The sequence below is a fragment of the Mesorhizobium sp. B2-4-7 genome (assembly GCF_006442685.1).
GTDB lineage: Bacteria > Pseudomonadota > Alphaproteobacteria > Rhizobiales > Rhizobiaceae > Mesorhizobium.
On sequence record NZ_VFVH01000006.1, the window covers coordinates 175,694 to 195,864 of the forward strand.

At 63.4% G+C, this 20,171-nt stretch carries 21 protein-coding genes and 1 other RNA gene; 14 read left to right on the top strand and 8 right to left on the bottom strand.

Annotation, left to right across the window (positions count from 1 at the left end):
• Window positions 1-212 precede the first annotated feature (212 nt).
• Window positions 213-1,007 carry a thymidylate synthase gene (locus FJ946_RS18275; RefSeq protein WP_140516710.1) on the bottom strand — a complete coding sequence of 265 codons (795 nt, stop codon included), beginning with the start codon at window positions 1,005-1,007 and terminating at the stop codon, window positions 213-215.
• Between the two features lie 303 nt (window positions 1,008-1,310).
• Entirely contained in the window at window positions 1,311-1,622 is a 312-nt protein-coding gene (locus tag FJ946_RS18280; RefSeq protein WP_140495320.1) for a DUF2853 family protein, read from the bottom strand.
• A 167-nt stretch (window positions 1,623-1,789) separates the two neighbouring features.
• Here FJ946_RS18280 and ssrA point away from each other — a divergent pair.
• Both ssrA and FJ946_RS18290 read left to right on the top strand, forming a co-directional pair.
• Window positions 1,790-2,150: a transfer-messenger RNA gene (gene ssrA, locus FJ946_RS18285) on the top strand.
• A gap of 115 nt (window positions 2,151-2,265) precedes the next feature.
• Window positions 2,266-2,817 (top strand): AAA family ATPase, encoded by a 552-nt coding sequence (locus FJ946_RS18290; RefSeq protein ID WP_140516525.1) that lies wholly within the window; start codon window positions 2,266-2,268, stop codon window positions 2,815-2,817.
• Window positions 2,818-2,881: 64 nt separating this feature from the next.
• Here FJ946_RS18290 and FJ946_RS18295 read toward each other — a convergent pair whose 3' ends face one another.
• A complete protein-coding gene (locus FJ946_RS18295; protein WP_140516527.1) occupies window positions 2,882-4,087 on the bottom strand; it encodes a multidrug effflux MFS transporter in 1,206 nt (401 codons plus the stop codon).
• A 186-nt stretch (window positions 4,088-4,273) separates the two neighbouring features.
• On the opposite strand from FJ946_RS18295, the gene FJ946_RS18300 reads away from it, so the two are divergent.
• The 4 genes from FJ946_RS18300 (at window position 4,274) to FJ946_RS18315 (ending at window position 6,087) form a co-directional block, all read left to right on the top strand.
• On the top strand, window positions 4,274-4,963 hold the full coding sequence (locus FJ946_RS18300) for a TetR/AcrR family transcriptional regulator (protein ID WP_140516529.1): 690 nt from the start codon (window positions 4,274-4,276) through the stop codon (window positions 4,961-4,963).
• A 145-nt stretch (window positions 4,964-5,108) separates the two neighbouring features.
• Window positions 5,109-5,642 (top strand): SspB family protein, encoded by a 534-nt coding sequence (locus tag FJ946_RS18305; RefSeq protein WP_140495312.1) that lies wholly within the window; start codon window positions 5,109-5,111, stop codon window positions 5,640-5,642.
• Window positions 5,643-5,660: 18 nt separating this feature from the next.
• A complete protein-coding gene (locus FJ946_RS18310) occupies window positions 5,661-5,858 on the top strand; it encodes a DUF4169 family protein (protein ID WP_140495310.1) in 198 nt (65 codons plus the stop codon).
• A 7-nt stretch (window positions 5,859-5,865) separates the two neighbouring features.
• Window positions 5,866-6,087 carry a ribbon-helix-helix domain-containing protein gene (locus FJ946_RS18315; protein WP_140516531.1) on the top strand — a complete coding sequence of 74 codons (222 nt, stop codon included), beginning with the start codon at window positions 5,866-5,868 and terminating at the stop codon, window positions 6,085-6,087.
• 12 nt (window positions 6,088-6,099) lie between these two features.
• Here the strand turns inward: FJ946_RS18315 and FJ946_RS18320 are convergent, their stop codons facing one another.
• Window positions 6,100-7,893, bottom strand: coding sequence for a chloride channel protein (locus tag FJ946_RS18320; RefSeq protein ID WP_140516533.1), 1,794 nt, complete (start codon window positions 7,891-7,893; stop codon window positions 6,100-6,102).
• A gap of 148 nt (window positions 7,894-8,041) precedes the next feature.
• On the opposite strand from FJ946_RS18320, the gene FJ946_RS18325 reads away from it, so the two are divergent.
• From FJ946_RS18325 to FJ946_RS18340, 4 genes are all read left to right on the top strand, one after another.
• A complete protein-coding gene (locus tag FJ946_RS18325; protein WP_140516535.1) occupies window positions 8,042-8,512 on the top strand; it encodes a MarR family winged helix-turn-helix transcriptional regulator in 471 nt (156 codons plus the stop codon).
• A 14-nt stretch (window positions 8,513-8,526) separates the two neighbouring features.
• Window positions 8,527-8,772 (top strand): DUF982 domain-containing protein, encoded by a 246-nt coding sequence (locus FJ946_RS18330; RefSeq protein ID WP_140495302.1) that lies wholly within the window; start codon window positions 8,527-8,529, stop codon window positions 8,770-8,772.
• Window positions 8,773-9,039: 267 nt separating this feature from the next.
• Window positions 9,040-9,345, top strand: a complete 306-nt coding sequence (locus FJ946_RS18335) for a hypothetical protein (RefSeq protein WP_140564210.1) — start codon at window positions 9,040-9,042, stop codon at window positions 9,343-9,345.
• 33 nt (window positions 9,346-9,378) lie between these two features.
• Window positions 9,379-10,266 (top strand): sigma-70 family RNA polymerase sigma factor, encoded by an 888-nt coding sequence (locus FJ946_RS18340; RefSeq protein WP_140516537.1) that lies wholly within the window; start codon window positions 9,379-9,381, stop codon window positions 10,264-10,266.
• Window positions 10,267-10,375: 109 nt separating this feature from the next.
• Here the strand turns inward: FJ946_RS18340 and FJ946_RS18345 are convergent, their stop codons facing one another.
• Entirely contained in the window at window positions 10,376-14,248 is a 3,873-nt protein-coding gene (locus FJ946_RS18345) for an AsmA family protein (protein WP_140516539.1), read from the bottom strand.
• A gap of 224 nt (window positions 14,249-14,472) precedes the next feature.
• Between FJ946_RS18345 and FJ946_RS18350 the strand changes: the two genes are divergently transcribed.
• Window positions 14,473-15,456: a Dyp-type peroxidase gene (locus FJ946_RS18350; protein ID WP_140516541.1), complete on the top strand. Its 984-nt coding sequence runs from the start codon at window positions 14,473-14,475 to the stop codon at window positions 15,454-15,456.
• 112 nt (window positions 15,457-15,568) lie between these two features.
• Here the strand turns inward: FJ946_RS18350 and FJ946_RS18355 are convergent, their stop codons facing one another.
• Together FJ946_RS18355 and FJ946_RS18360 are read right to left on the bottom strand one after the other, a co-directional pair.
• Entirely contained in the window at window positions 15,569-16,090 is a 522-nt protein-coding gene (locus FJ946_RS18355; protein ID WP_140516543.1) for a hypothetical protein, read from the bottom strand.
• Between the two features lie 87 nt (window positions 16,091-16,177).
• The gene (locus FJ946_RS18360; RefSeq protein ID WP_140567326.1) at window positions 16,178-17,605 is read right to left on the bottom strand and encodes an FAD-linked oxidase C-terminal domain-containing protein; all 1,428 of its coding nucleotides are present in this window, start codon (window positions 17,603-17,605) and stop codon (window positions 16,178-16,180) included.
• A 215-nt stretch (window positions 17,606-17,820) separates the two neighbouring features.
• Between FJ946_RS18360 and FJ946_RS18365 the strand changes: the two genes are divergently transcribed.
• Together FJ946_RS18365 and FJ946_RS18370 are read left to right on the top strand one after the other, a co-directional pair.
• On the top strand, window positions 17,821-18,306 hold the full coding sequence (locus tag FJ946_RS18365) for a thioesterase family protein (RefSeq protein ID WP_140495288.1): 486 nt from the start codon (window positions 17,821-17,823) through the stop codon (window positions 18,304-18,306).
• A gap of 147 nt (window positions 18,307-18,453) precedes the next feature.
• Entirely contained in the window at window positions 18,454-18,651 is a 198-nt protein-coding gene (locus FJ946_RS18370) for a hypothetical protein (protein ID WP_140495286.1), read from the top strand.
• 51 nt (window positions 18,652-18,702) lie between these two features.
• Here the strand turns inward: FJ946_RS18370 and FJ946_RS18375 are convergent, their stop codons facing one another.
• Window positions 18,703-19,182 (bottom strand): Lrp/AsnC family transcriptional regulator, encoded by a 480-nt coding sequence (locus FJ946_RS18375; protein ID WP_140521186.1) that lies wholly within the window; start codon window positions 19,180-19,182, stop codon window positions 18,703-18,705.
• Between the two features lie 89 nt (window positions 19,183-19,271).
• Here FJ946_RS18375 and FJ946_RS18380 point away from each other — a divergent pair, with 89 nt between their 5' ends.
• Entirely contained in the window at window positions 19,272-20,171 is a 900-nt protein-coding gene (locus tag FJ946_RS18380; RefSeq protein ID WP_140521187.1) for an EamA family transporter, read from the top strand.

Sequence of the window (20,171 nt, forward strand, 5' to 3'; positions counted from 1 at the left end):
CGCACTCGGCAAATGCGCGGCCATTGAAAGCGAGGACAAAGACGAGCGCAAATACCGCTGCTGACAGTCGCATGGACGCCTCCCCGGAAATCTCCTGGGCTGAGGGTAAGGTCGACCGATCTCGTCGAAAAGATATCAAAACGACGTACCGGCGAGGCACCACCATCGCCACGGCCTCGAGACATTAGGTCGGCAACGACTGCGCCGGCGGTTCAGACCGCGATCGGCGCCTTGATCGTCGCGTCGGCGACATAGTTTTCCAGCCGGAAATCCTCAAAGCGGAAGGCGAAGAGATCCTTCACTTCAGGGTTGATCCACATGGTCGGCAGCGTTCTTGGCGTGCGCCGCAGCTGCTCGCGCGCCTGCTCGAAATGGTTCGAATAAAGATGTGCGTCGCCAAGCGTATGGACGAAATCACCGGGCTTCAGGCCGGTCACCTGCGCCACCATCAGCGTCAGCAGGGCGTAGGAGGCGATGTTGAACGGAACGCCGAGGAAGATGTCGCCGGAACGCTGGTAAAGCTGGCAGGAAAGCCGGCCTTCCGAGACGTAGAACTGGAACAGGCAATGGCATGGCGGCAACGCCATCGCCTCCACCTCGGCCGGATTCCAGGCCGAAACGATCAGCCGCCGCGATTGAGGATTGCGGCGTATCTCTTTCACAAGATTGTTTATCTGATCGATCGACCCGCCATGGCCGTCCGGCCAGGAACGCCACTGCTTGCCGTAGACGGGACCAAGGTCGCCATTCTCGTCAGCCCATTCGTCCCAGATGGAAACGCCATGGTCGGTCAGATATTTGATATTGGTTTCGCCGGCCAGGAACCACAAAAGCTCGTGAATGATCGATTTCAGGTGCAGCTTCTTGGTGGTGGTGGCGGGAAAGCCGCGCGCCAGATCGAAGCGCATCTGGTAGCCGAACACGGAGCGCGTGCCCGTGCCCGTGCGGTCGCCGCGGTCGGCGCCATGATCCAGCACGTGCTGCAGAAGGTCGAGATACTGGCGCATCGGTTCGGCTCGATTCGATTGTGCGAGCATTATAGCTGCTAGACAGGCGGCCGAACACATCAAAACGGCGCAGGCGACGCTTGCCTCATCACCGTTTCGGCGTCTGCGCCGACATCCAAGCAAACTGGCCGCAGCCTCGGTGTCCGTCTTGCAACCCCGGCAATTGGCGAAACCATCGGTGACAGCATTCCTCTCCCCGTCTCTATACGGGGAGAAGATGGCGGCAGCCAGATGAGGGGCAGCACAAGCCGTGCCCGTTACAAACCAGCGGCGCGCTTCAGCAGCCGCGCGAGCACGGAATTCTCAGAGCGAACCGAGCTTTCCCAGGTCCTTGGCAACGAGGTAGTAAAAAGTCACTCGATTCTTGGTGTTGTCTGCGGCCATCGCCTTGCAGGTCTTCTCGATCGCAGCATCTGCCTTCGCCGCATCGGCGACGCCGAGCTTCTTGCCGACCCAGTTTTCCCGGACGCGCTCGAGTTCTTTGGGATCGGTGCAGGACACCAGCGAGGAGTCGCGGTTCCTGAGCGCGATGCCCAGATGCTTGACGATCTTCTCAACAATTTCCGCACTCGCCGCGGCGTCGTATTTCTTCACGTCTGCAAGATAGTCGGCCATCAAAATTCCCCTCGTCGGCGCCACGGATCCGGTCGATGAGGGCTGTGGCGCGCTCCGCAACTCGTGCGCTCGGTCGGTAACTCCTCACCGCGGCAAAGCTTCGGTTGAGACCGTTCCCAAGTCAACCCTGCCGCGTCGCATTTTGACACAGGGACAAAGCACATTGCGGTCTTTCATTTCTGGCGATGGACCCCTATATTCGCTTCGTCGGCTTGACCGACTATGGCGATAAACTGGCGATGAAATAAGCCGTTCGGACCCGGGGGCGGTACCCGGCGCCTCCACCAAAAACCGCTCTGGAAGACGGAGCGGCTTTTGCTGGGGGCGAAATAGGATCGACGAAGGTGTAAAGATCGTACTTTTGCCCGGCATTGTACCACCGTCATCGGGCTAAACTTATAGTTGCCAACGACAACTATGCGGAAGCACGTCTCGCTGCTTAATGCAGTGCGATAGCTTCAAATCAAGCCCTAGGGGTTCGCACTTCTAGGCGGGGTTCGGAGGTACCTGGCAACAGAAACCTCCACTTCTCCCCTTTTTCATCGGCATCACGCGCAACGGCACGCTCGCGCCGGCCAGACTTCGTTCGGCCCATGGGAGGCGACGCAGTGGAGCCGCGTGCCTCCTTCGACATGGGTAAAAAATGCAAAACAATTCCGACCGATTCTTCGTGCTGACCGGCGGTCCGGGCTCCGGCAAGACCACACTGATCGAAGCCTTGCGCCGTGCAGGGTTCGCCACCTCGGTCGAGGCCGGACGCGGCATCATTCGCGACCAGTCCGCCATTGGCGGCTCCGCTTTGCCGTGGAGCGATCGCGCATTGTTTGCCGAATTGATGCTGTCCTGGGAGATGCGCTCGTACCAAGCCGCGATCGAACAGGAAGGACCGGTCTTCCTCGATCGTGGCGTGCCCGACACGCTGGGCTATCTCCGCCTCAGCGGTCTGCCGGTGCCCGATCACGTCGGCATCGCAGCGAAGCGTTGCCGCTACAACCCTCGTGTCTTCGTTGCCCCGCCTTGGCCCGAAATCTTCACGCAGGATGAAGAACGCAAGCAAACGCTCGACGAAGCCGAGCGTACCTGTCACGCGCTGGTCGGCGTCTATGCCGAACTCGGTTATGAACTGGTACGGCTGCCCCTGGCGCCTGTCGAGACACGGCTGCGCTTCATGCTGGACGAAACGGGATTGGCATGAAAAAGGCCGGGATCGCCCCGGCCTCTTTCAATTTCCCGGCCTCTTTCAATTTATTGGCGATTGCCTACTCCGCCGGCGCTTCGACGGCCTCGCGCGAACGGCCGAGCGTGATCTTGGCCAGGGTGAAGGAGATCACCGCGCAGAGCGTGATGCCGGCGACCATCGGCAACGGCGTGCCGTCGAAAAAGATGCCCGCGACACCCATGGCGAGCGCACCGATGGCGAAGTGCAGCGTGCCCATCAGCGCCGAAGCCGTGCCCGCGATCTCGCCATGCTCCTCCATGGCCAATACCGAGGTGGTCGGAATGACCAGGCCGAGAAAGCCATAGCCGACGAACAGCAGCGCCGCCATCACATCCAGCCGGTCCACACCGGAAGCCATGACAGCGAACAGTGCCACCATCGTCGTGGCGTAGCCGGTCACCGCCACCCACACCACCCGCTTGAGCCCGAAACGCTCGGAAAGCAGGCCGGTGAGCTGCGACATGCCGATGAAGGCGACGGCATTGATCGAGAAGAACACGCTATAGACCGAAGGCGACAGGCCGTAATGGTCGATCAGGATGAAGGACGAGCTCGACAGATAGACGAAGAAGCTCGCAATGCCGAAGCCCGCGATCGCCACCAGGCCGAGGAAATTGCGGTCCCCCATCAGGAAACGGTAGCCTGAAAGGGCGGTGCCAAAGGAAGAACCGGCGCGTTCTTCAGCCGGCCGCGTCTCCTTGAGCGAGGTCGCGAGCAGGATGGTTGCCAGCACCGCTGCGGCCGTGACGGTCCAGAACACGGCGCGCCAGCCGAAACTCTCGATGATCTGGCTGCCGGTCAGCGGCGCCAGGATCGGCGATACCGAGAACACCAGCATCAGCAACGACATCAGCTTGGCGGCTTCGTTGCCAGTGTGCAGGTCGCGCACGATCGCGCGCGGAATGGCCATGCCGGCGCTGGCGCCAAGGCCCTGCAGGAAACGGAAGGCGATCAGCCATTCGATGGTCGGCGCCAATGCCGAACCGACGCCGCCGACCATGAACAGCGCAAGACCGCCATAGAGCGGCAGCTTGCGTCCGACCATATCGGAGATCGGCCCGACGACGATCTGGCCGAAGCCCATCGACAGGAAGAAGATCAAAAGGCTCATCTGCACGGCTGCGGTGCCGGCGTTGAGATCCGCGCCGATCGAGGGCAATGCGGGCAGATACATATCGATGGCGAAGGGCCCGATGGCGGACAACAGGCCGAGCACGACCGCGATGCGGAGGAATTTGGGACTCATGATGTTGGCTTCTTTCGAATCTGGTTGCCGCCGCAAGGCGACGTCTGACCCCAGGACGTTCGATCCCGTGGGATTCCGACTCTCCGAGAGCGAATTGTTCGCCTGTCCAGAGGTGAACCCCTTATAGCGTGTCCACAAATTTAGACAGTCTTGTCTAAATCGTCAATCACCTCTATATAGATTTTCATGAGACCGGATGTTTCTCCTGACAGTTTCCCGCCACGCAGCCACGAGGCCAAGCGCATCTCGGTGGTCGACGCAGCCGCTTCCGTGTTCTGCCGCGAGGGCTTTGCCGGCGCCAATATCGACCTGATCGCCGCCGAGGCGGGTGTCTCGCGCCAGACCGTCTACAACCACCATGGCGACAAGGAAAAGCTCTTCATCGCCGTAGTCCGCGATCTCACCGAGCGCTGCAATGCCGGCATCTTCGCCACCATCGCCACGTTCCCGGACCAGCCGAGAGATCTGGAAGCGGATCTGATCGGCTTTGCCGTGCGCCTGAACCAGAACTGCATCTGCAACCGCGACGGAAAATTCCTGCGCAAGCTGATCCAGACCGAAGGCGAGCGCTACCCCGAACTGTTCGCCGAATGGCGCGAACAGGGCCCGGGGCGGACCTGGCCGGCAATCGCCGCCCGCTTCGCCCGCCTTGCCTATGGCGGTTACCTCGCGATCGACGACCCCGACGTCGCGGCGCGGCAGTTCCTCGGCCTCGTCAATGCTGAATTGCAGACGACCTTCATGCTCGGCGGCACCCCGGCCGAGGACGAGGTCGTGCAATCGGCGACAAATGGCGTGCGCACCTTCCTGCGCGCTTTCGGCAAGCGCCCCTCCCCGACCAGCGTCAAGAAACACGCCGCGCTTGCCAATGCGTGACATTTGCGGGTGACGCAAGCCGGCTTCCGCGATCAAATCTCGGCAATCGTCCTCGCTTCCTCGCGGCGGCGGTCTATATGCGGTTTACGCCGCGCTCAAGCTTGATTACAGCTATGCGGACGATTCAACGGAACCCGACCGCCACATGGCCGACGACCACATCCGCTATGACATTCTGGCCCAGGAGGCGTTGCGCGGCGTCATGCGCAAGGTCCTGGCCGAGGTCGCGCGCACCGGCCTCCCCGGCAACCATCATTTCTTCATCACCTTCCTGACCGGCGCGCCGGGCGTGCGCGTGTCTTCGCGGCTGCGCGAGCGCTATCCGGAGCAGATGACCATCGTCATCCAGTTCCAGTATTGGGACCTGAAGGTCACCGAGACCGGTTTCGAGGTCGGGCTCTCCTTCTCGGACGTGCCGGAAAAACTCGAAATCCCGTTCTCGGCGGTGCGCGGCTTCTACGATCCGTCGGTTAACTTCGAACTCGAATTCGACGTCAAGACCGAAGGCCAGTCAGATGACGAACCAGCTTCCCAGCCGGCGTCCGAACCGCTCGCCATCGTCTCCGAGAAAAAGCCGAAGGCGGAGAAGAAGGCCGCCGAACCCGAGAAGAAGGCGGCCGATGCCGATGCCGCCAAGGGCGCCGAAGTCGTCTCGCTCGACGCCTTCCGCAAGAAATAAGCCTTCGGGTCGCGCGTCATGGCCGACATCGTCAATCTGCGCCAGGCTCGCAAGCAGAAGGCAAGGCTGGAGAAGGAACGCACTGCCAGCCAGAACCGCGCCCTGTACGGCCGCTCCGGGGCAGAGAAGGAACGCGACCGCCTGGTTGCCGAAAAGGCCGAGTTCTTCGTCGCGGGCCATCGGCGTCAACCGTCGCCCGATCCGGACCCCAAATGAGCTCCAGGTGAGCCCGGTCGAAAAACGCTCGGTGACGATCCGTGGCCACCGCACCAGCTATTCGCTCGAAAAGCCGTTTTTTGACGACCTTGTCGCCATCGCCGTCGCGCGCAATCTGCCCCTTGCCGCGCTGGTCGCGGAAGTCGACGAAAACCGGCCGCGCGACACCAATCTGTCCTCGGCGCTCCGGATCCATGTACTGGCCTGGGCGAAGCGCGGCCGCGCCTGATGCCGGACGCCGTCAGGCAGCGCCTTCCTGTTTCCCGCGGCGGGTGCCGAACCCCAGCAGGGCCGTGCGATCGCGCTCTTCCGCCTGTTTCCTGGATCTGACGCGCATCAGGTCCTTCCAGCCGACGTAACCGACCAGCGTTCCATCGTCGCGTGCCACGACCGGCAGATGCGACACGTTGGCCATCAGGAGCTTGTCCGACAGGCCTTCCAGATATTCATCGGGATAGGCAAGCGTCACCTTGCTGCCGGCCAGTAATTCGCCGAGCGTCGTCGTCCGGTGCTTGCCGGCACGCCGCCAGCGCAGGATCGCCGGTGGATCGATGAGGCCGAGCACCTGCCTGTTGCCGTCAATGACCGGGAAGCTCGGATGACGCGTCTCCGGCGCGGTCAGGAATGCCGCTGCGCCATGCAGCGTCATCGTCGCCGGCACGCTCTGGACCTGCGTGGTCATCACTTCATGCACCCTGGTCAGCGCGAACGGATCGACCCGGTATTCGCGCACCAGATGATGCCCTCGCCTGGCGATCTTCTCGGTCAGGATGGAACGTTTCATCAAAAGCACCGTCACCGCATGGGCGGCGGCGCAGGCCGCGATCAGCGGCACCAGCACATGCGTGTTGCCGGTCAATTCGACCGCGAAGAAGGTCGCCGTCAGCGGCGCGCGCATCGTGCCACCCATGGTCGCCGCCATCGCCAGCAGCGCCCAGAAGCCGGGATCGGCCGCCGGCAGGAAGCCGGCGAGCACCGCGCCCATCGCGCCGCCCATGATCAGCAGTGGCGCCAGCACGCCGCCCGACGTTCCCGAGCCCAACGCCACGGACCAGATGACGGCTTTCACCACCAACAACAGGAGTGCCGCCGTCGCGATCGTACGGCCGTCCAGCATGCTGGATATGTTGTCGTAGCCGACGCCGAGCGCCTGCGGCTCGATCAGGCCGCCAATGCCGACGACGAGGCCGCCGAGCATCGGCCACCACATCCAGTGGATCGGCAGCTTCTGGAAACCGTCCTCGCAGGCATAGACCATCTGCGTCAGCAAGGCAGACAGGAGGCCGGCGGCAACGCCGATCAGGACCCAGCCGCCAAGACCGGCAAAGGAAATCGCCATGCCGCCCTGAAACGGAAAGATCGGTCCCGGCATGTGCAGCATGGTGCGCTCGACCTCCGCCACGATGGCAGCCACCGCCACCGGAATGAAGCTGCGCGGCGTCCACTCGAACAGAAGCAGTTCCACCGCCAGCATGATGGCGGCGATCGGCGTTCCGAACACGGTGGTCATGCCCGCGGCGGCGCCCGCCACCAGCAGCGTCTTGCGCTCATTGTCGCTGACCGGCAGCATCTGCGCGATCAGCGAGCCGATGGCGCCGCCGGTCATGATAATTGGGCCCTCGGCGCCGAACGGTCCACCGGAGCCGATCGAGATCGCCGACGACAGCGGCTTCAGCACTGCGACCTTGGCGTCCAGCCGCGAGCGCCCGAGCAGGATCGCTTCGATCGCTTCTGGAATGCCGTGGCCACGGATTTTCTCGCTGCCGTAGCGCGCCATCAGGCCGATAATGAGTGCGCCGATCACCGGCACGGCGACGGCGGCATAGCCAAGCGGCGTGTCCTCCAGCCTCAGATCGGCGAGCGTGAATTGACCGAAATAGGCGACGTTGGTGGCGAGCCGGATCAATTTCAGCAGGATGATGCCGGCAAACAGCGCGGCCGTCGCCACCACCACCGCGATGCCAGCGATCAGCAACACCCTGGCGTCGGTGGTGAAATCGCGCAGATGTCCGGGACTGCCCTGTTCGGTCTTCATTGCCTGCCTGCTTTCCGTGGCGTGTCGCTGTTGGAGGATCGGCAAACCGTCAAAACGGCTTTGCCGGCGGCTATGTATCGTAATACGATATAAATATTCAAGCGGACTTGGCCCGAAATCGTTTGAGCTTTGGCTGGAATGACAACACATGTCTGATATGTCGCATCCGCAAAAACCCCGCCCCGCCATCAGCCAGGCCGACTACCAGCGGCTGTCGGAGTTCCGCTATCTGATCCGCCGCTTCCTGGAATTCAGCCAGCTACAGGCCGAAGACGCCGGTCTGACATCGCGCCAGCATCAGGCACTGCTCGCCATCAAGGGTTTTCCGGGCGGAGGCCCGGTAGCCATCGGCGACCTCGCCGAACGCTTGCGCATCCGTCATCATAGCGCCGTCGAACTGGTCAACCGCCTGTGCGAGGCCGGGCTGATCGTCAGGGATCAGGACAAGGACGACCAGCGCAAGGTGCTGCTGCAACTGACCGAGCGGGCCGATGCCTGCCTCGCCGACTTGTCGGCCGTGCATCTCGACGAGCTTTCGCGCATCGAACCCATGCTGAGGAGCGTGCTCGCCCGAAAGGACCGCGACACGCTCCAGAGACAAGTTTCGCAACCTAGCTGAATGGAGGCTATGCCATGTACAACATCTGGTTTTCCAAGGCAGTCCCGGTTTCCACAGGCGTTACTGGCGACGTTCGAAATCTGTCCAATGCCGAACAAGCTCTCGACCTTCTTACCAATCACTGGCGCGATGCGGGAAGCATCAAGCATAAGGCTGCGCTGCGGGCGTGCCGACAGGCCATGAACGGCGGCGTATCGGCCGATACCGCCAGGGATGCTTTTGTCGAAGCCGCGAGGGAAGCGCGCATTCTGGTCGAATAACTGCCGCGCATGTCCTGGGCGTTGTTGGCCCAACCACAGGCCCGACATACCGTCCTCGATCGACGGTGAGCGCACGATGAGATCGCGACAGCCGTCAGCAACGCGCCGTCGTCCATTCAACTTTTGCGAAGCCCGGCTACCATCGGGAAGATGGGACATAAGGGGCCGCATAAAAAAATTCCGGAAACCCCGAATCCTTTGGCTCCGCCGCTTCGTCTCGGACATGAGCGACCTGCAAGGTGCAGGGCCGGCAAAGGAACAGACAAGATGAAACACCATTTGATACGTTACAGGACCAAACCGGAGCTGGTCGACGAGAACGAGCGGCTGGTCAAGGCCGTGTTCCAGGAATTGCGGGATAAATCGCCCGAAGGGTTTCGCTACATGACATGGCGGTCCGGCGACGGTACCTTCTTCCATCTGGTCGAGGCGGCAACCGAGGAGCAGGCCGGCACCCTTCCGGGGCTAGCGGCATTCGCGACTTTTCAGAACGGCATCAGGGATCGCTGCATCGAGCCTCCGCATCGCGAGGCGATGAGGGTAGTGGGCAGTTACCGGATGCTGGACCACTAGGCGCGGTCAAGCGATGTGGAGAACGGCGGGCGTATGAACATCCTCATTCCTGGCGGGCACCGCGCGCTCATCGAACGCCTGCTTGGGGACTTGCGCCCAAAGCTGCACCGCTATTGCGCGCGCATGACGGGTTCCGTCTTCGACGGCGAGGACGTGTTGCAGGAAGCGCTGGCCAAGGCGTTCGAGGCTTTGCCGAACGCCGGCCAGATCGCAAATCCGGAGGGCTGGCTGTTCCGCATCGCGCACAACACGGCACTCGATTTTCTGCGCCGGCGAGCCCGCGAAAAGGCCTTTTCCGATGAGGATCCGGACATGATCGTCGACCCGGCCAACGCCACCTTCGACCGTCAGGCCGCTGCCGCCGGCCTGCACACCTTCATGCGCCTGCCCGTCGCGCAGCGCAGCAGCGTCATCATGATGGACGTTCTGGGTTATTCGCTGCAAGAGATCAGCGCCGCGCTGGACACCAGCGTCCCGGCCGTCAAGGCGGCGCTGCATCGTGGCCGCGGCCGCTTGCGCCAGCTCGCCGCCGAGCCCGAGGATCGGCCGGTTCCCAGGCTAGGCGTCTCCGAACGCCTGTTGCTCGAAGCCTATATCGATCGCTTCAACGCCCGTGATTTCGACGCCGTGCGCGACATGCTCGCCGATGAAGTTCGCCTGGAGCTGGTGGCCAGGACGCGGTTTACCGGACCCAAGGAAGTGGCTACCTATTTCCACAACTATTCCCGCCTCCGCGATTGGCGTTTCGTGCCGGGATTCGTCGAGGACAGGCCGGTAGTCCTCGTTCACGACGGCAACGACCCGGCTGCGCGACCAGCCTATTTCATCCTGCTGGTCTGGCAGGAGGGCAAGCTTGCCGCCATCCGCGATTTTCGTCACGCCCGCTACGTCGCCGACAGCGCCGAACTGCTCGTTCTTTGAACGATCGAGGGAAATCCCTGCCTACTACCCTACTACCCTACTACCCTACTACCCTACTACCCTACTACCCTACTGCCCTACTGCCCTACTGCCCTACTGCCCTACTGCCCTACTGCAAAGACTTCAGCAAATTGTCGATCGTAGACGGATTGAACTGCGGTTTGGCCGGAGGCGGATTGTCGTTGGCCACCGGCGGCGGCGCCCGTTCCGGGTTCGGCGCCTGCTCGGCGCCCTTGCGCTCTGCTTCCAGCCTTGCCTTCTCCTGCGAGGAGGTCCGCATCGCCTCCTCGGCCTTTGCCTTGGCATCCGCCTCGGCTTTGACTTTTGCCTCGGCATCCGCCTTGGCCCTGGCCTCTGCTTCGGCCTGCGCCTGAGCTTCCGCCTCGGCTTTCGCCTTGGCGTCGGCCTCGGCCTTCAGCCGCGCCGCCTCCTCCCGCTGTCGCTGCTCCTCGGCCGCCTTGTCGCGCTGGTCCTGCAACGCAGCGTAGTAGCGCACTTCGCGCCGCAGCCGCTGCTTCTCCAGCAACGCGGCCTGCATCGCCTCGACCCGCTGCTGCTCCTTCTCCAGCGCGCGCTGCGTCAGGAACTGCGCCAGCGGTTCGCTGTCGAACTGCCGTTTGACGGCGCCGAACGGCCCCTCGACGCTGAAATTCATCGCCGGTTCGGAACCGACGAGCGCTTCGTCGCCGGGCCGGTAGGTGACCGCGCCCTTGGCGGAGACCGTATCGGCATTGAGGTCCGCCGTGATGTCGGCGGACAAGGTCGCCGAAGGATTTTCGAGGCTGATCGGCGGCGCTCGCAGCGTGCCACCTGCAATGGTGAAGGCGATGTCGGTATCCTTTGCCGCGAAACTGCCATCTGCCGCGATAGCGGGCGCGAAGCCGGCGGTCTTGGCTGCATCGATATCGCGGCCGATCGCGTCGGCCTTGGCGAGGAAGGTGCTGAACGCATTGGGATTGACGCCGGCGACCGTGACGCCCTTCAGCGCCGCCGTGCCCGAACCCGACAGAGCGGCGATCATCGCGTCGACCGATTTGCCGCTTGTCGAAAACGCCGCGGAGACATCCCCCTTGCCGCCGATGCCGGCATCCGGCAGCACGGCTGGCAGATCGGCGTCCGCGAGCTTCATCTGGCCGGTGAAAAGCCCAGTGCCGTCATTGTTTTTCAATTCGAACAGGCCGGTCAGCGCACCGCCAAGGAATTTCGCCTTGAGATCGGACACGCGGATGCCTTCCTGGTCGAGCTTCAGCGACAAGGCCGCGTCATAGGCGGTCGCGAATGGCCCTGCGGCAAGGGAAGCCGTGGTCAAGTCGAGATCGGCCGTGAATGGAAGGCTGGATTTCTGGCTGAACGGGGCCGACGGCCACACACCGCCTTTATTGTCTCCGCTCTTGTCCGTGAACGCGGAATCGCCGAACAGCGCCACCGCCATCGGGTCCAGATCAAGTTCGTCGAGCGCCAGTGAGCCGGCCAGATGCGGCACGCCATCCTTGCCGTCAATCCCCTCCTTGACGTCGATGTTCACGTCACCCGACACCGCAGCTTCGTTGATGGCGGCGTTGAGGCCGGAGAGCACCAGTAGGCCGTTGCCGTAATCGGCCTGCGCGGTGAGCGACGTCGACGTGCCTGTCCCCATGCCCGGCAGGCCTATGCCCGATGTCATCAGCCAGGGCTCGATGTCGGCCGCATCGAGGCTGACCTTGCCCTTCGCGACCGGACCTTGGGGCGTGTCGGCTACGGTGCCGTCGAAACCGGCGTTGAAGTCGTTGCCGGCAAGGCTGAAGCTCGTCGCAAGGCCGCCGCCCAGCGTGCCCTTGGCCTGGATGTCGGTGCTTGCCTCGCCGAGCATGCCGAGCGGCAGCGCCGGCAAGCCGTAAAGTGCCAGCAGCGCTGTGGCGTCGGGGTTCCTGGCATTGAAGGTCAGCGCCACAGGCGCTTCAAGAAACTTGTCGACCGCTCCCTTCCCCGACAGCGAGGCGGAAAAGGACGATCCGCCGGCCTTGCCTTGCCCGCTCACAGCAAGCCCTGTTGTGCCGTCGCCATTGTCGGCGGCACTCACCACAAGATCGACGCGCGAATCCTGGAACAGGTCGGGATAAGCAGCGGCGCGGCTTGCCAGTCCCTTGAGCACGGCATTGTCGGCATAATGCTGCGCCGCCACGTCTATCAGCGGCTTCAGGTCGACGGCGACCACGGAGGCGTCAAGCTTGCCGGTCGGGCTCGCCGGAAAATCCTTGATCCGGCCTGTGGCGCTGATCGACGCGCCGGCCAGCCCGCCCACCGACAGTCGGTCGATCTCAAGCAGCCCGTCGCGCAGCCTGAGCGCGGTGTCGACCGTGTCGGCGGTCAAGCCTCCGGCACTGACCGGTCCCGCCTTGATCTGGAAATCGAGGTCGCGATCGGCAAATCGGTTGGCGCCCTTGTCGCTGATGAAGATCGAAGCGAAGGCCGCTAGCCCGTCGACATCGAGATCGCCGCCTTCCAGCCGCATCAGCACCGAGGGCCTGGCGTCGTCGGGCTGGCTGGAATCGATGCGGCCGGAAAACGTCGCTTTGCCCAGGACCAGTTCGAGATCGCTGAAGGCCTGGCGCTTTTCGGAGAGATCGACTTTAGCCCGGAAGCCGGCGGCGGGCAGACGCCGGATCGCCTCGTCGACGTCCTTCGACAACCAGGCAGCGAAGCCGGAAGGCTGCGCCACCGCCAGCAGCAGCGAACCGGTGAAGCCGAAATGGTTCTCGACGCTGAGCAGGCCGTCGGCCTCCAGCGTGGCGCGGCCGGGCAGTGTCGCGGCGAGCGATTTCACCGACCAGCCGCCATCGACCGGCTCGGCGGAAAGATGAACGTCGCGAACCGTGGTGTCACCGGCCACCACGGCCGGCAACCTGACCTCGACCGTTCCGGGAATGGTCGGCTTAGGCAGGTCGAGCAAGGCCTGTTCCAGTCCGGCAATGCGCTGATCCAGTGTCAGGCCGGCGCCTGCCGCCGCACCCACGGCCTCGTCGAACTGCACCTGCGCGCCATTGGCCTCGATGGCGAAGCTCGGCTTCTGGCCGAGATCGATCGAGGCCTTGCCGTCGGCGGTATAGGGATTGTCGAGGGGTCCGGTCTCGAAGCGGAATTCATCGATGCCGAGCTTCTGGTGATCGAGCGCGAACTTGCCGTTAACCCGAAAGCCGGGATTGGACTTGCCGGTGCCGACCTTCACCGTCTCGCCATCGGTGCCCCGCAACTGGGCTGAGTTCTTATCGGCGCCGGAAATCTTGAACTGTCCGGAGTAGATGGCGGCGCCGTTGACGATGCCGGCATTGCCGTCGGTTTCGATGACCAGCGGATACGCGTCGGGATCGGCCTTGAGCCGAAACCGCATCTGGCCGTTGGCTTCGGCCTTGCCGGTAGTGGCGGCAACCGTCGTGCGCAGGCCGTCGAACCTCAACGTGCCATCCATGCGCCACGGGCCCGCCAGCGATTTGGCCGAAATGGTCGAATTGATCTCGGACATGGTGTGGCTGCGTCCGCCGGCGGCATGACGCAGCTCGATCTGCCCTTCCGTCACCGTCAGCTTCTCGATCGAGATCTGGTTGAGGTTGAAGGGCGAGGACGGCCGCATCGCCCAGTCGACGGTACCATTGGCGGCGATGTCGATCGTCGCTTTCGGCCGCACCAGCCGCATGTCGAAAATCAGCACCTCGCCACGCAGGAACGGCGCCAGTTCCGCATCCATCGAAAACGTCTCGACGGTCATCGCCGGCTGGCCGGCGGGGCCGCCGGCAACGGCGACATTGGAGAAGGTTACCGACGGAAACGGCAACAAGCGCGCCGTGGCGTCGCCCTGCACGGTCACCTTGCGGCCGAGAATGGCGCTCGCTTCGCGCTCGAACTGCGCCCGATAGCCGGACCAGTCGACAAAATACGGCCCCACCAGCGCCGCGCACAGCACCAGCACGAACAGGCCACCAAAGATCACGAACAGGCGTGCGAGCATCAGTTCCGAACGGTTTGGTTGAAATCAGCCGCACTCTACCTGCATCCGCGTGTCGATAAAGAGGCAATTCGATCGTCGTCGGCGACAACCATGGACGGCGTTCGATGTTGCGCGGTCGCTCTTGATCGCGATACCTTGCTTTGGGCGTCCTCGCCCTGTTCCGGTCGCGGCGTTTTCCGATCCGGGATCGTCTGAAACAATCCTGGAAAAGCGGAGAATTGGGGATGTCGGGGAAGAACTGGGACCGTGTGCCGATCGATGCGCAGAGCGTCGATGCGCCGCTTTCGCAATCAGCGATTTTCCTTGTCGTCACCATAGCCGATGAACAGGCGGTTCTCGGAAAGGTTTGTTCCGTACTCGGCGACCTTGACGACCTGGTCAAGACTGTCGGGTTCCGCGACCTCGGCGGCCGCCTGTCCTGCATCGCCGGCATCGGCCACGATCTATGGAACCGGCTCAACCCCGGCCGGCGGCCGGCGGAGTTGAAGCGGTTCGCGCCGATCAAGGGTGCGGTTCACGCCGCGCCCACGACGCCGGGCGACCTTCTCTTCCATATCCGCTCCGAGCGGCCCGACATGTGCTTCGAGTTCGAGCGTATCCTGCTGGACAGGCTTGGTCCCGGCGTGACCGTCGTCGACGAAGTCTCGGGCTTCCGTTATTTCGATGCCCGCGACCTGCTCGGTTTCGTCGACGGCACAGCCAACCCCACCGGCCTCGATCTGCCCGCCTCGGCGCTCGTTGGCGACGAAGATCCCGATTTTGCCGGCGGCAGCTATGTCGTCGTTCAAAAATACCTGCACGATCTCCAGGCGTGGGCGCGAATCCCCACGCCCGTGCAGGAGGCGATCATCGGCCGAACCAAGATCGACAACATCGAAATCGATGATGACGAAGCGCCGCGCAAATCGCACAAGTCGCTCGCCACCATCGAGGATGCCGACGGCACCGAACATGACATATTGCGCGACAACATGCCGTTCGGCCGGCCGGGGCAACGGGAATTCGGCACCTACTTCATCGGCTATTCGAGATATCTCTGGGTGATCGAGAAGATGCTGCAGCGCATGTATGTCGGCGATCCGCCCGGCGCCTACGACCGGCTGCTTGATTTCTCCACCCCTCACACCGGCACGACATTCTTCGCACCGACACGGCCGATGCTGCAGGTGCTTGCCGAAGCAGCGCCAGAGAAGTTGGCCACTCGGTAAACGACGCACACAGCAAAGCGGCCTGTCGACCACGTGCCGGCGGAGAAGCGTTTGTCGTGCTTCGGCGTGCTGCGGAGATCAGCACGCGATCATCGGCGTCATCAGTGCGAATTCAACGCGCGTCGCGCTTTGCCTGCGCCACCTTGGCCGCTTTGCGTTGTCGGCCGAGCTCGGCCGGCCGAACCAGATTCGGCGTCCTCTGGTTTGCCACCGCTCGCATGCCCTTGTGCGCAGTGCGCGCGTTGAACGCTGGACCATCCGTCGGCGCTTTCTGCTTCAGGGCCAGCGCCTTGCGCGCGCTGTCGACCAATGAGACGCGCGCCGTCAACTGGCGGCGCCGTTCGGCCTCGCCATTCAACCGCCGCATGGCCGTCGCCAGCACCGCAAGCTTCAACTGAGAGCCGCCATCGGCCTTTGAAGCGACAGCCCCTTTCGGTGTGCCCTTGCCCCGGATTTCGCGCCGGCGTCGATGCGCCTCGGTCTGCGCCTTGTCGCGCCGCTCCCGCAGGCGTTTGACGAGGCCGGACAGATCGGCGTCAGAAAGGTCCTGGACCGCCGGATGGTGCGATTTCTCCACCAGCTCGTGTTCGTCGGCACTCAGCGCGCGCGCTTCTTCCTTGCGTGAAATCGCCATGACACCACTCCTCCGCTTGGGTCGCCCATCTTCTGGGCCTTCAGCACGCGGAGTCTCGGCCCGATTGGAGGTGGGGTCAAGACGAGCCTATGACGGTGCCTGCTCGGCAGCCGGCAGGATCTTGCCCGGGTTCATGATATCGAGCGGATCGAGCGCCTGCTTGATCGTGCGCATGATGTCGACGCCGTGGCCGAGCTCATGGCGCAGGAAGCCGATCTTGCCCTGGCCGATGCCGTGCTCGCCGGTGCAGGTGCCCTCCATGGCGATGGCCCGCATGTTGAGCCGCGCCACGAATTTCTCCGACAGCGCGATTTCCTTCGGGTCGTCCACGTCCATCAGCACCAGCACGTGGAAATTGCCGTCGCCGGCATGGCCGACGATCGGCGCGACAAGCCCCATTTCGGCGATGTCGGCCTCGGTTTCGGTGACGCATTCGGCAAAACGCGAGATCGGAACGCAGACGTCGGTCGACAGGCCCTTGGCGCCTGGCCGCAGCGTCAGCGACGACCAATAGGCGTCATGTCTGGCCTTCCAAAGTTTGGTGCGCTCCTCGGCGACACTGGTCCACAGGAACGGTCCGCCGCCATTCTCCTCGGCGATCATGCCGAAGGTCTCGGCCTGCTCGGCAACGCCGGCATCGCTGCCATGGAATTCGACGAACAGGCACGGGCTTTCGGGATAGTCGAGCTTGGAATAAGCTTTCATCGCCCGCATCTGCAGCGCGTTGACCAGTTCGATGCGCGCCACCGGAATGCCCATCTGGATCGTCGCGATGACGGCGTTGCAGGCCGCTTCGACGCTCGGAAACGGGCAGACACCGCCGGAAATCGCCTGCGGAATCCCTTGCAGCCTCAAGGTCAGCGAGGTGATGATGCCGAGCGTGCCTTCCGAGCCGACCAGCAGCCGTGTCAGGTCGTAGCCGGCCGAGCTTTTTTTTGCCCGCTTGCCAGTGGTCACCGCCTCGCCATCGGCCATGACGGCCGTCAGCGACAGCACGTTCTCGCGCATCGTACCGTAGCGCACCGCGTTAGTGCCTGAGGCCCGTGTCGCAGCCATGCCGCCCAGCGAGGCATTGGCGCCGGGATCGATTGGAAAAAACAGGCCGGTGTCGCGCAGATGCCGGTTGAGATCCTCGCGAGTCACCCCGGGCTCGACCGTGCAGTCGAGATCCTGAGGATTGACCGATAGGATCCGGTTCATCCGCGAAGTGTCGACCGAGATGCCGCCGCCCGGCGCGTTGGTGTGGCCTTCGAGCGAGGAGCCGACGCCGAAGGCGATCACCGGCACGCGGTGCGCGGCGCAGGCGCGCACGATCTCCTGTACCTCGGCGGTCGTTTCCGGGAAGACGACGCCGTCCGGTGCCTGCGTCGGGATGTAGGTTGTCGTATGCGCATGCTGGAAGCGAACCGCCTGGCCGGTCTGAAAGCGCTCGCCAAACCGCTGCTTGAGGATGCCGAGCACGGCGGCGATGCCTTCTTCGTTGCGCTCGACCGGATTGAGGTCGCTCAGGGCCATGAATTCCTCCGCGAATGGACCAGTGTCCATGCTTGTCATGCATTTATGGATGATGCCTAACGCAATTCCAGGAAAAGTGTGAAGCGGTTTTCCCCGGAAAAGCGCCTAGCGCTTTCCCTGGGGAATTGTATCAAAGAGGCGGTCCGACGTTTCCGTGGAACGATGAACCGCTCTTACAACCACGCTCTGTCCAGCACCAGAACAAGGAAGTTGCCATGCCGATCCCCGCCCCTTTTGTTTCTCAGCCAATGGCTATCGAGAAGGACTGGATCGATTATAACGGCCATCTCAACATGGCCTACTACAATGTCCTGTTCGACCGCTGTTCGGATGAAGCCTTCGAGGCGATGGGCATGGGGCTGGACTATGTCAAGAACCGTCGCCTCACCATCTACACCGCCGAAGTCCATGTCTGCTACGTGCAGGAACTGCATCTCGACCACAAGGTCACGGTCTCCTTCCAGCTCATCGACCATGACGAGAAGCGGCTGCGGTTCTACCAGGAAATCCGCCATGCCGACGGCTGGCTCGCCGCCACGTCCGAGCAGCTTGCACTGCATGTCGACATGTCCGGGCCCAAGGTAGCCCCCTTCCCCGCCGACGTGCTGGCCAAGATCGAAGCGATGCGCGCCGCTCACGCAGCCTTGCCGATGCCCGAACGCGCAGGCCGCTCGATCGGCATCAAACGCAAGACGGCTTGAACCCGCCCAGGGCCCGCGTTAACCTTACCGAGGTTTTAACGGGAACAAGCCGATTGGACCGTTGCGCGACTCAGCGGGCCGTTCGAAAACGATCCGCATCGAAGTAGCGACACGGGCGGCGGGGCATAGCCGATTCGGGGGACGTGCATGAAAACCGATATCAAAGTCGAGGTGGACAGGCTCGCCGCCGATCCGCGCATTACCGACTATGATTTCTGGCGCTCGCTGAAGAACGTCAACAACGAGATCTTCCACATCGCCAACAACAATGAGCCGATCCCCTTCGACATGATCCGCTGGCGCGTCATCCTTAAGCAGGCCCGCATGAAGCGCGGCCACGCCTGACGCTGCGGGTAGAGCGGCCACTTCCATTGACGACATTCCGGGCGTTTGACCTCAACCCTGCCGCCTGATCGCCGCCAGCGGCGAGCGCGCCGCCACCGGCGAAGACTGGATGATCGCCGTGTTGGTCATCGCGTAGGGAATGATACGGTCGATCACCCGTTCGAGTTCGGCCACCGAGCCGACATGCGCCAGCGCGATGAAACAGTCCTCGCCGGTTACCCGGTCGCATTGCGCGATCTCGGGTAGGTCGCGGATGATCTCGGCCACGACGGCGAGCTGCCCCGGCACCGGCCTGATGCGCAGCCATGCCGACAGGTTCAGGCCAAGCGCCGCCGGATTGATCCGCACGCAATAGGCTTCGATGACGCCGCTCTCCTGAAGCTGCTTGACACGCTCGGACACGCTCGGCGCCGACAGGCCGACGGCGCGCGCCAGCTCGGCCGTGCTGGCGCGCGCATCTTTTTCCAGCAGGCGCAGTATCTTCAGATCGACCGCGTCGAGGTCGAGATTTTCGTTTCGAAGGCGCTTCATCAAAAACTCCTTGCATCCGGAAAGCGACCGAGGTCCCTGAACGACCACGACCCATATCAGACGGAAAAAATACCTGCGATACTGATCCGATGAACGATCGGACGCAAGTCCAAACCACGCCCACAGGTGCGGCCTTTACCAGCCTGCCGACGTCGCTGCCGCCGCATGTCTGGTTCTGTGTCAGCGCCGTGTTCCACTATCTCGGCCCTGCCTTCGCCGTGCTTTTGTTTGCGCAGATCGGCGTGCTTGGCATGGCCTGGCTGCGCATCGCCACCGCCGCCTTGATCTTCGCGCCGCTGACGCGTCCGTGGCGGACCTTCGCCCAGGCCGATCGGTCGACACGGCTGCTGCTGCTCGCCTTCGGCGCCTGTCTCGCAGTAATGAACTGCTCCTTCTATCTGGCGCTCGACCGCCTGCCGATTTCGCTGGTGGCCGCGATCGAATTCGTCGGCACCATCGGCGTCGCGCTGGTCGGTCTCCGAAGCGCGCGCAATCTCGCTGCCCTTGCCGTCGCCGTGGCCGGCACCTTGCTGCTGATCGACGTCAAATGGTCCAGCGATCCCCTCGGCCTGTTCTGGGCCTTCCTCAACGGCGCGCTGTTTGTGGGCTATATCGTGCTTGGCCACCGCGTCGCCGCTTCAGGCGCCGGCGGCGGCATTGCCGGGCTCGGCGCCGCCATGGCCGTGGCCTTCCTGGTCGTGCTGCCGATCGGCCTCACCGACGCGTTGCCCGCCTTTTTCTCCGCGCCGCTGCTGCTGGCGGCCATCGGCGTCGGCATCTGCTCCTCGGTCATCCCCTATATCTGCGACCAGCTCGCCATGGCGCGGCTGCCGCGGTCGAGCTTCGCGCTGATGCTGTCGCTGCTGCCAGTCACCGCGACGCTGATCGGCATTCTCGTGCTGCGCCAGATCCCCGGCATCAGCGACTGCATCGGTATTGCGCTGGTGGTGGCCGGCGTCGCCTTGCACAGGCCGGCGAGCACGCAGTAG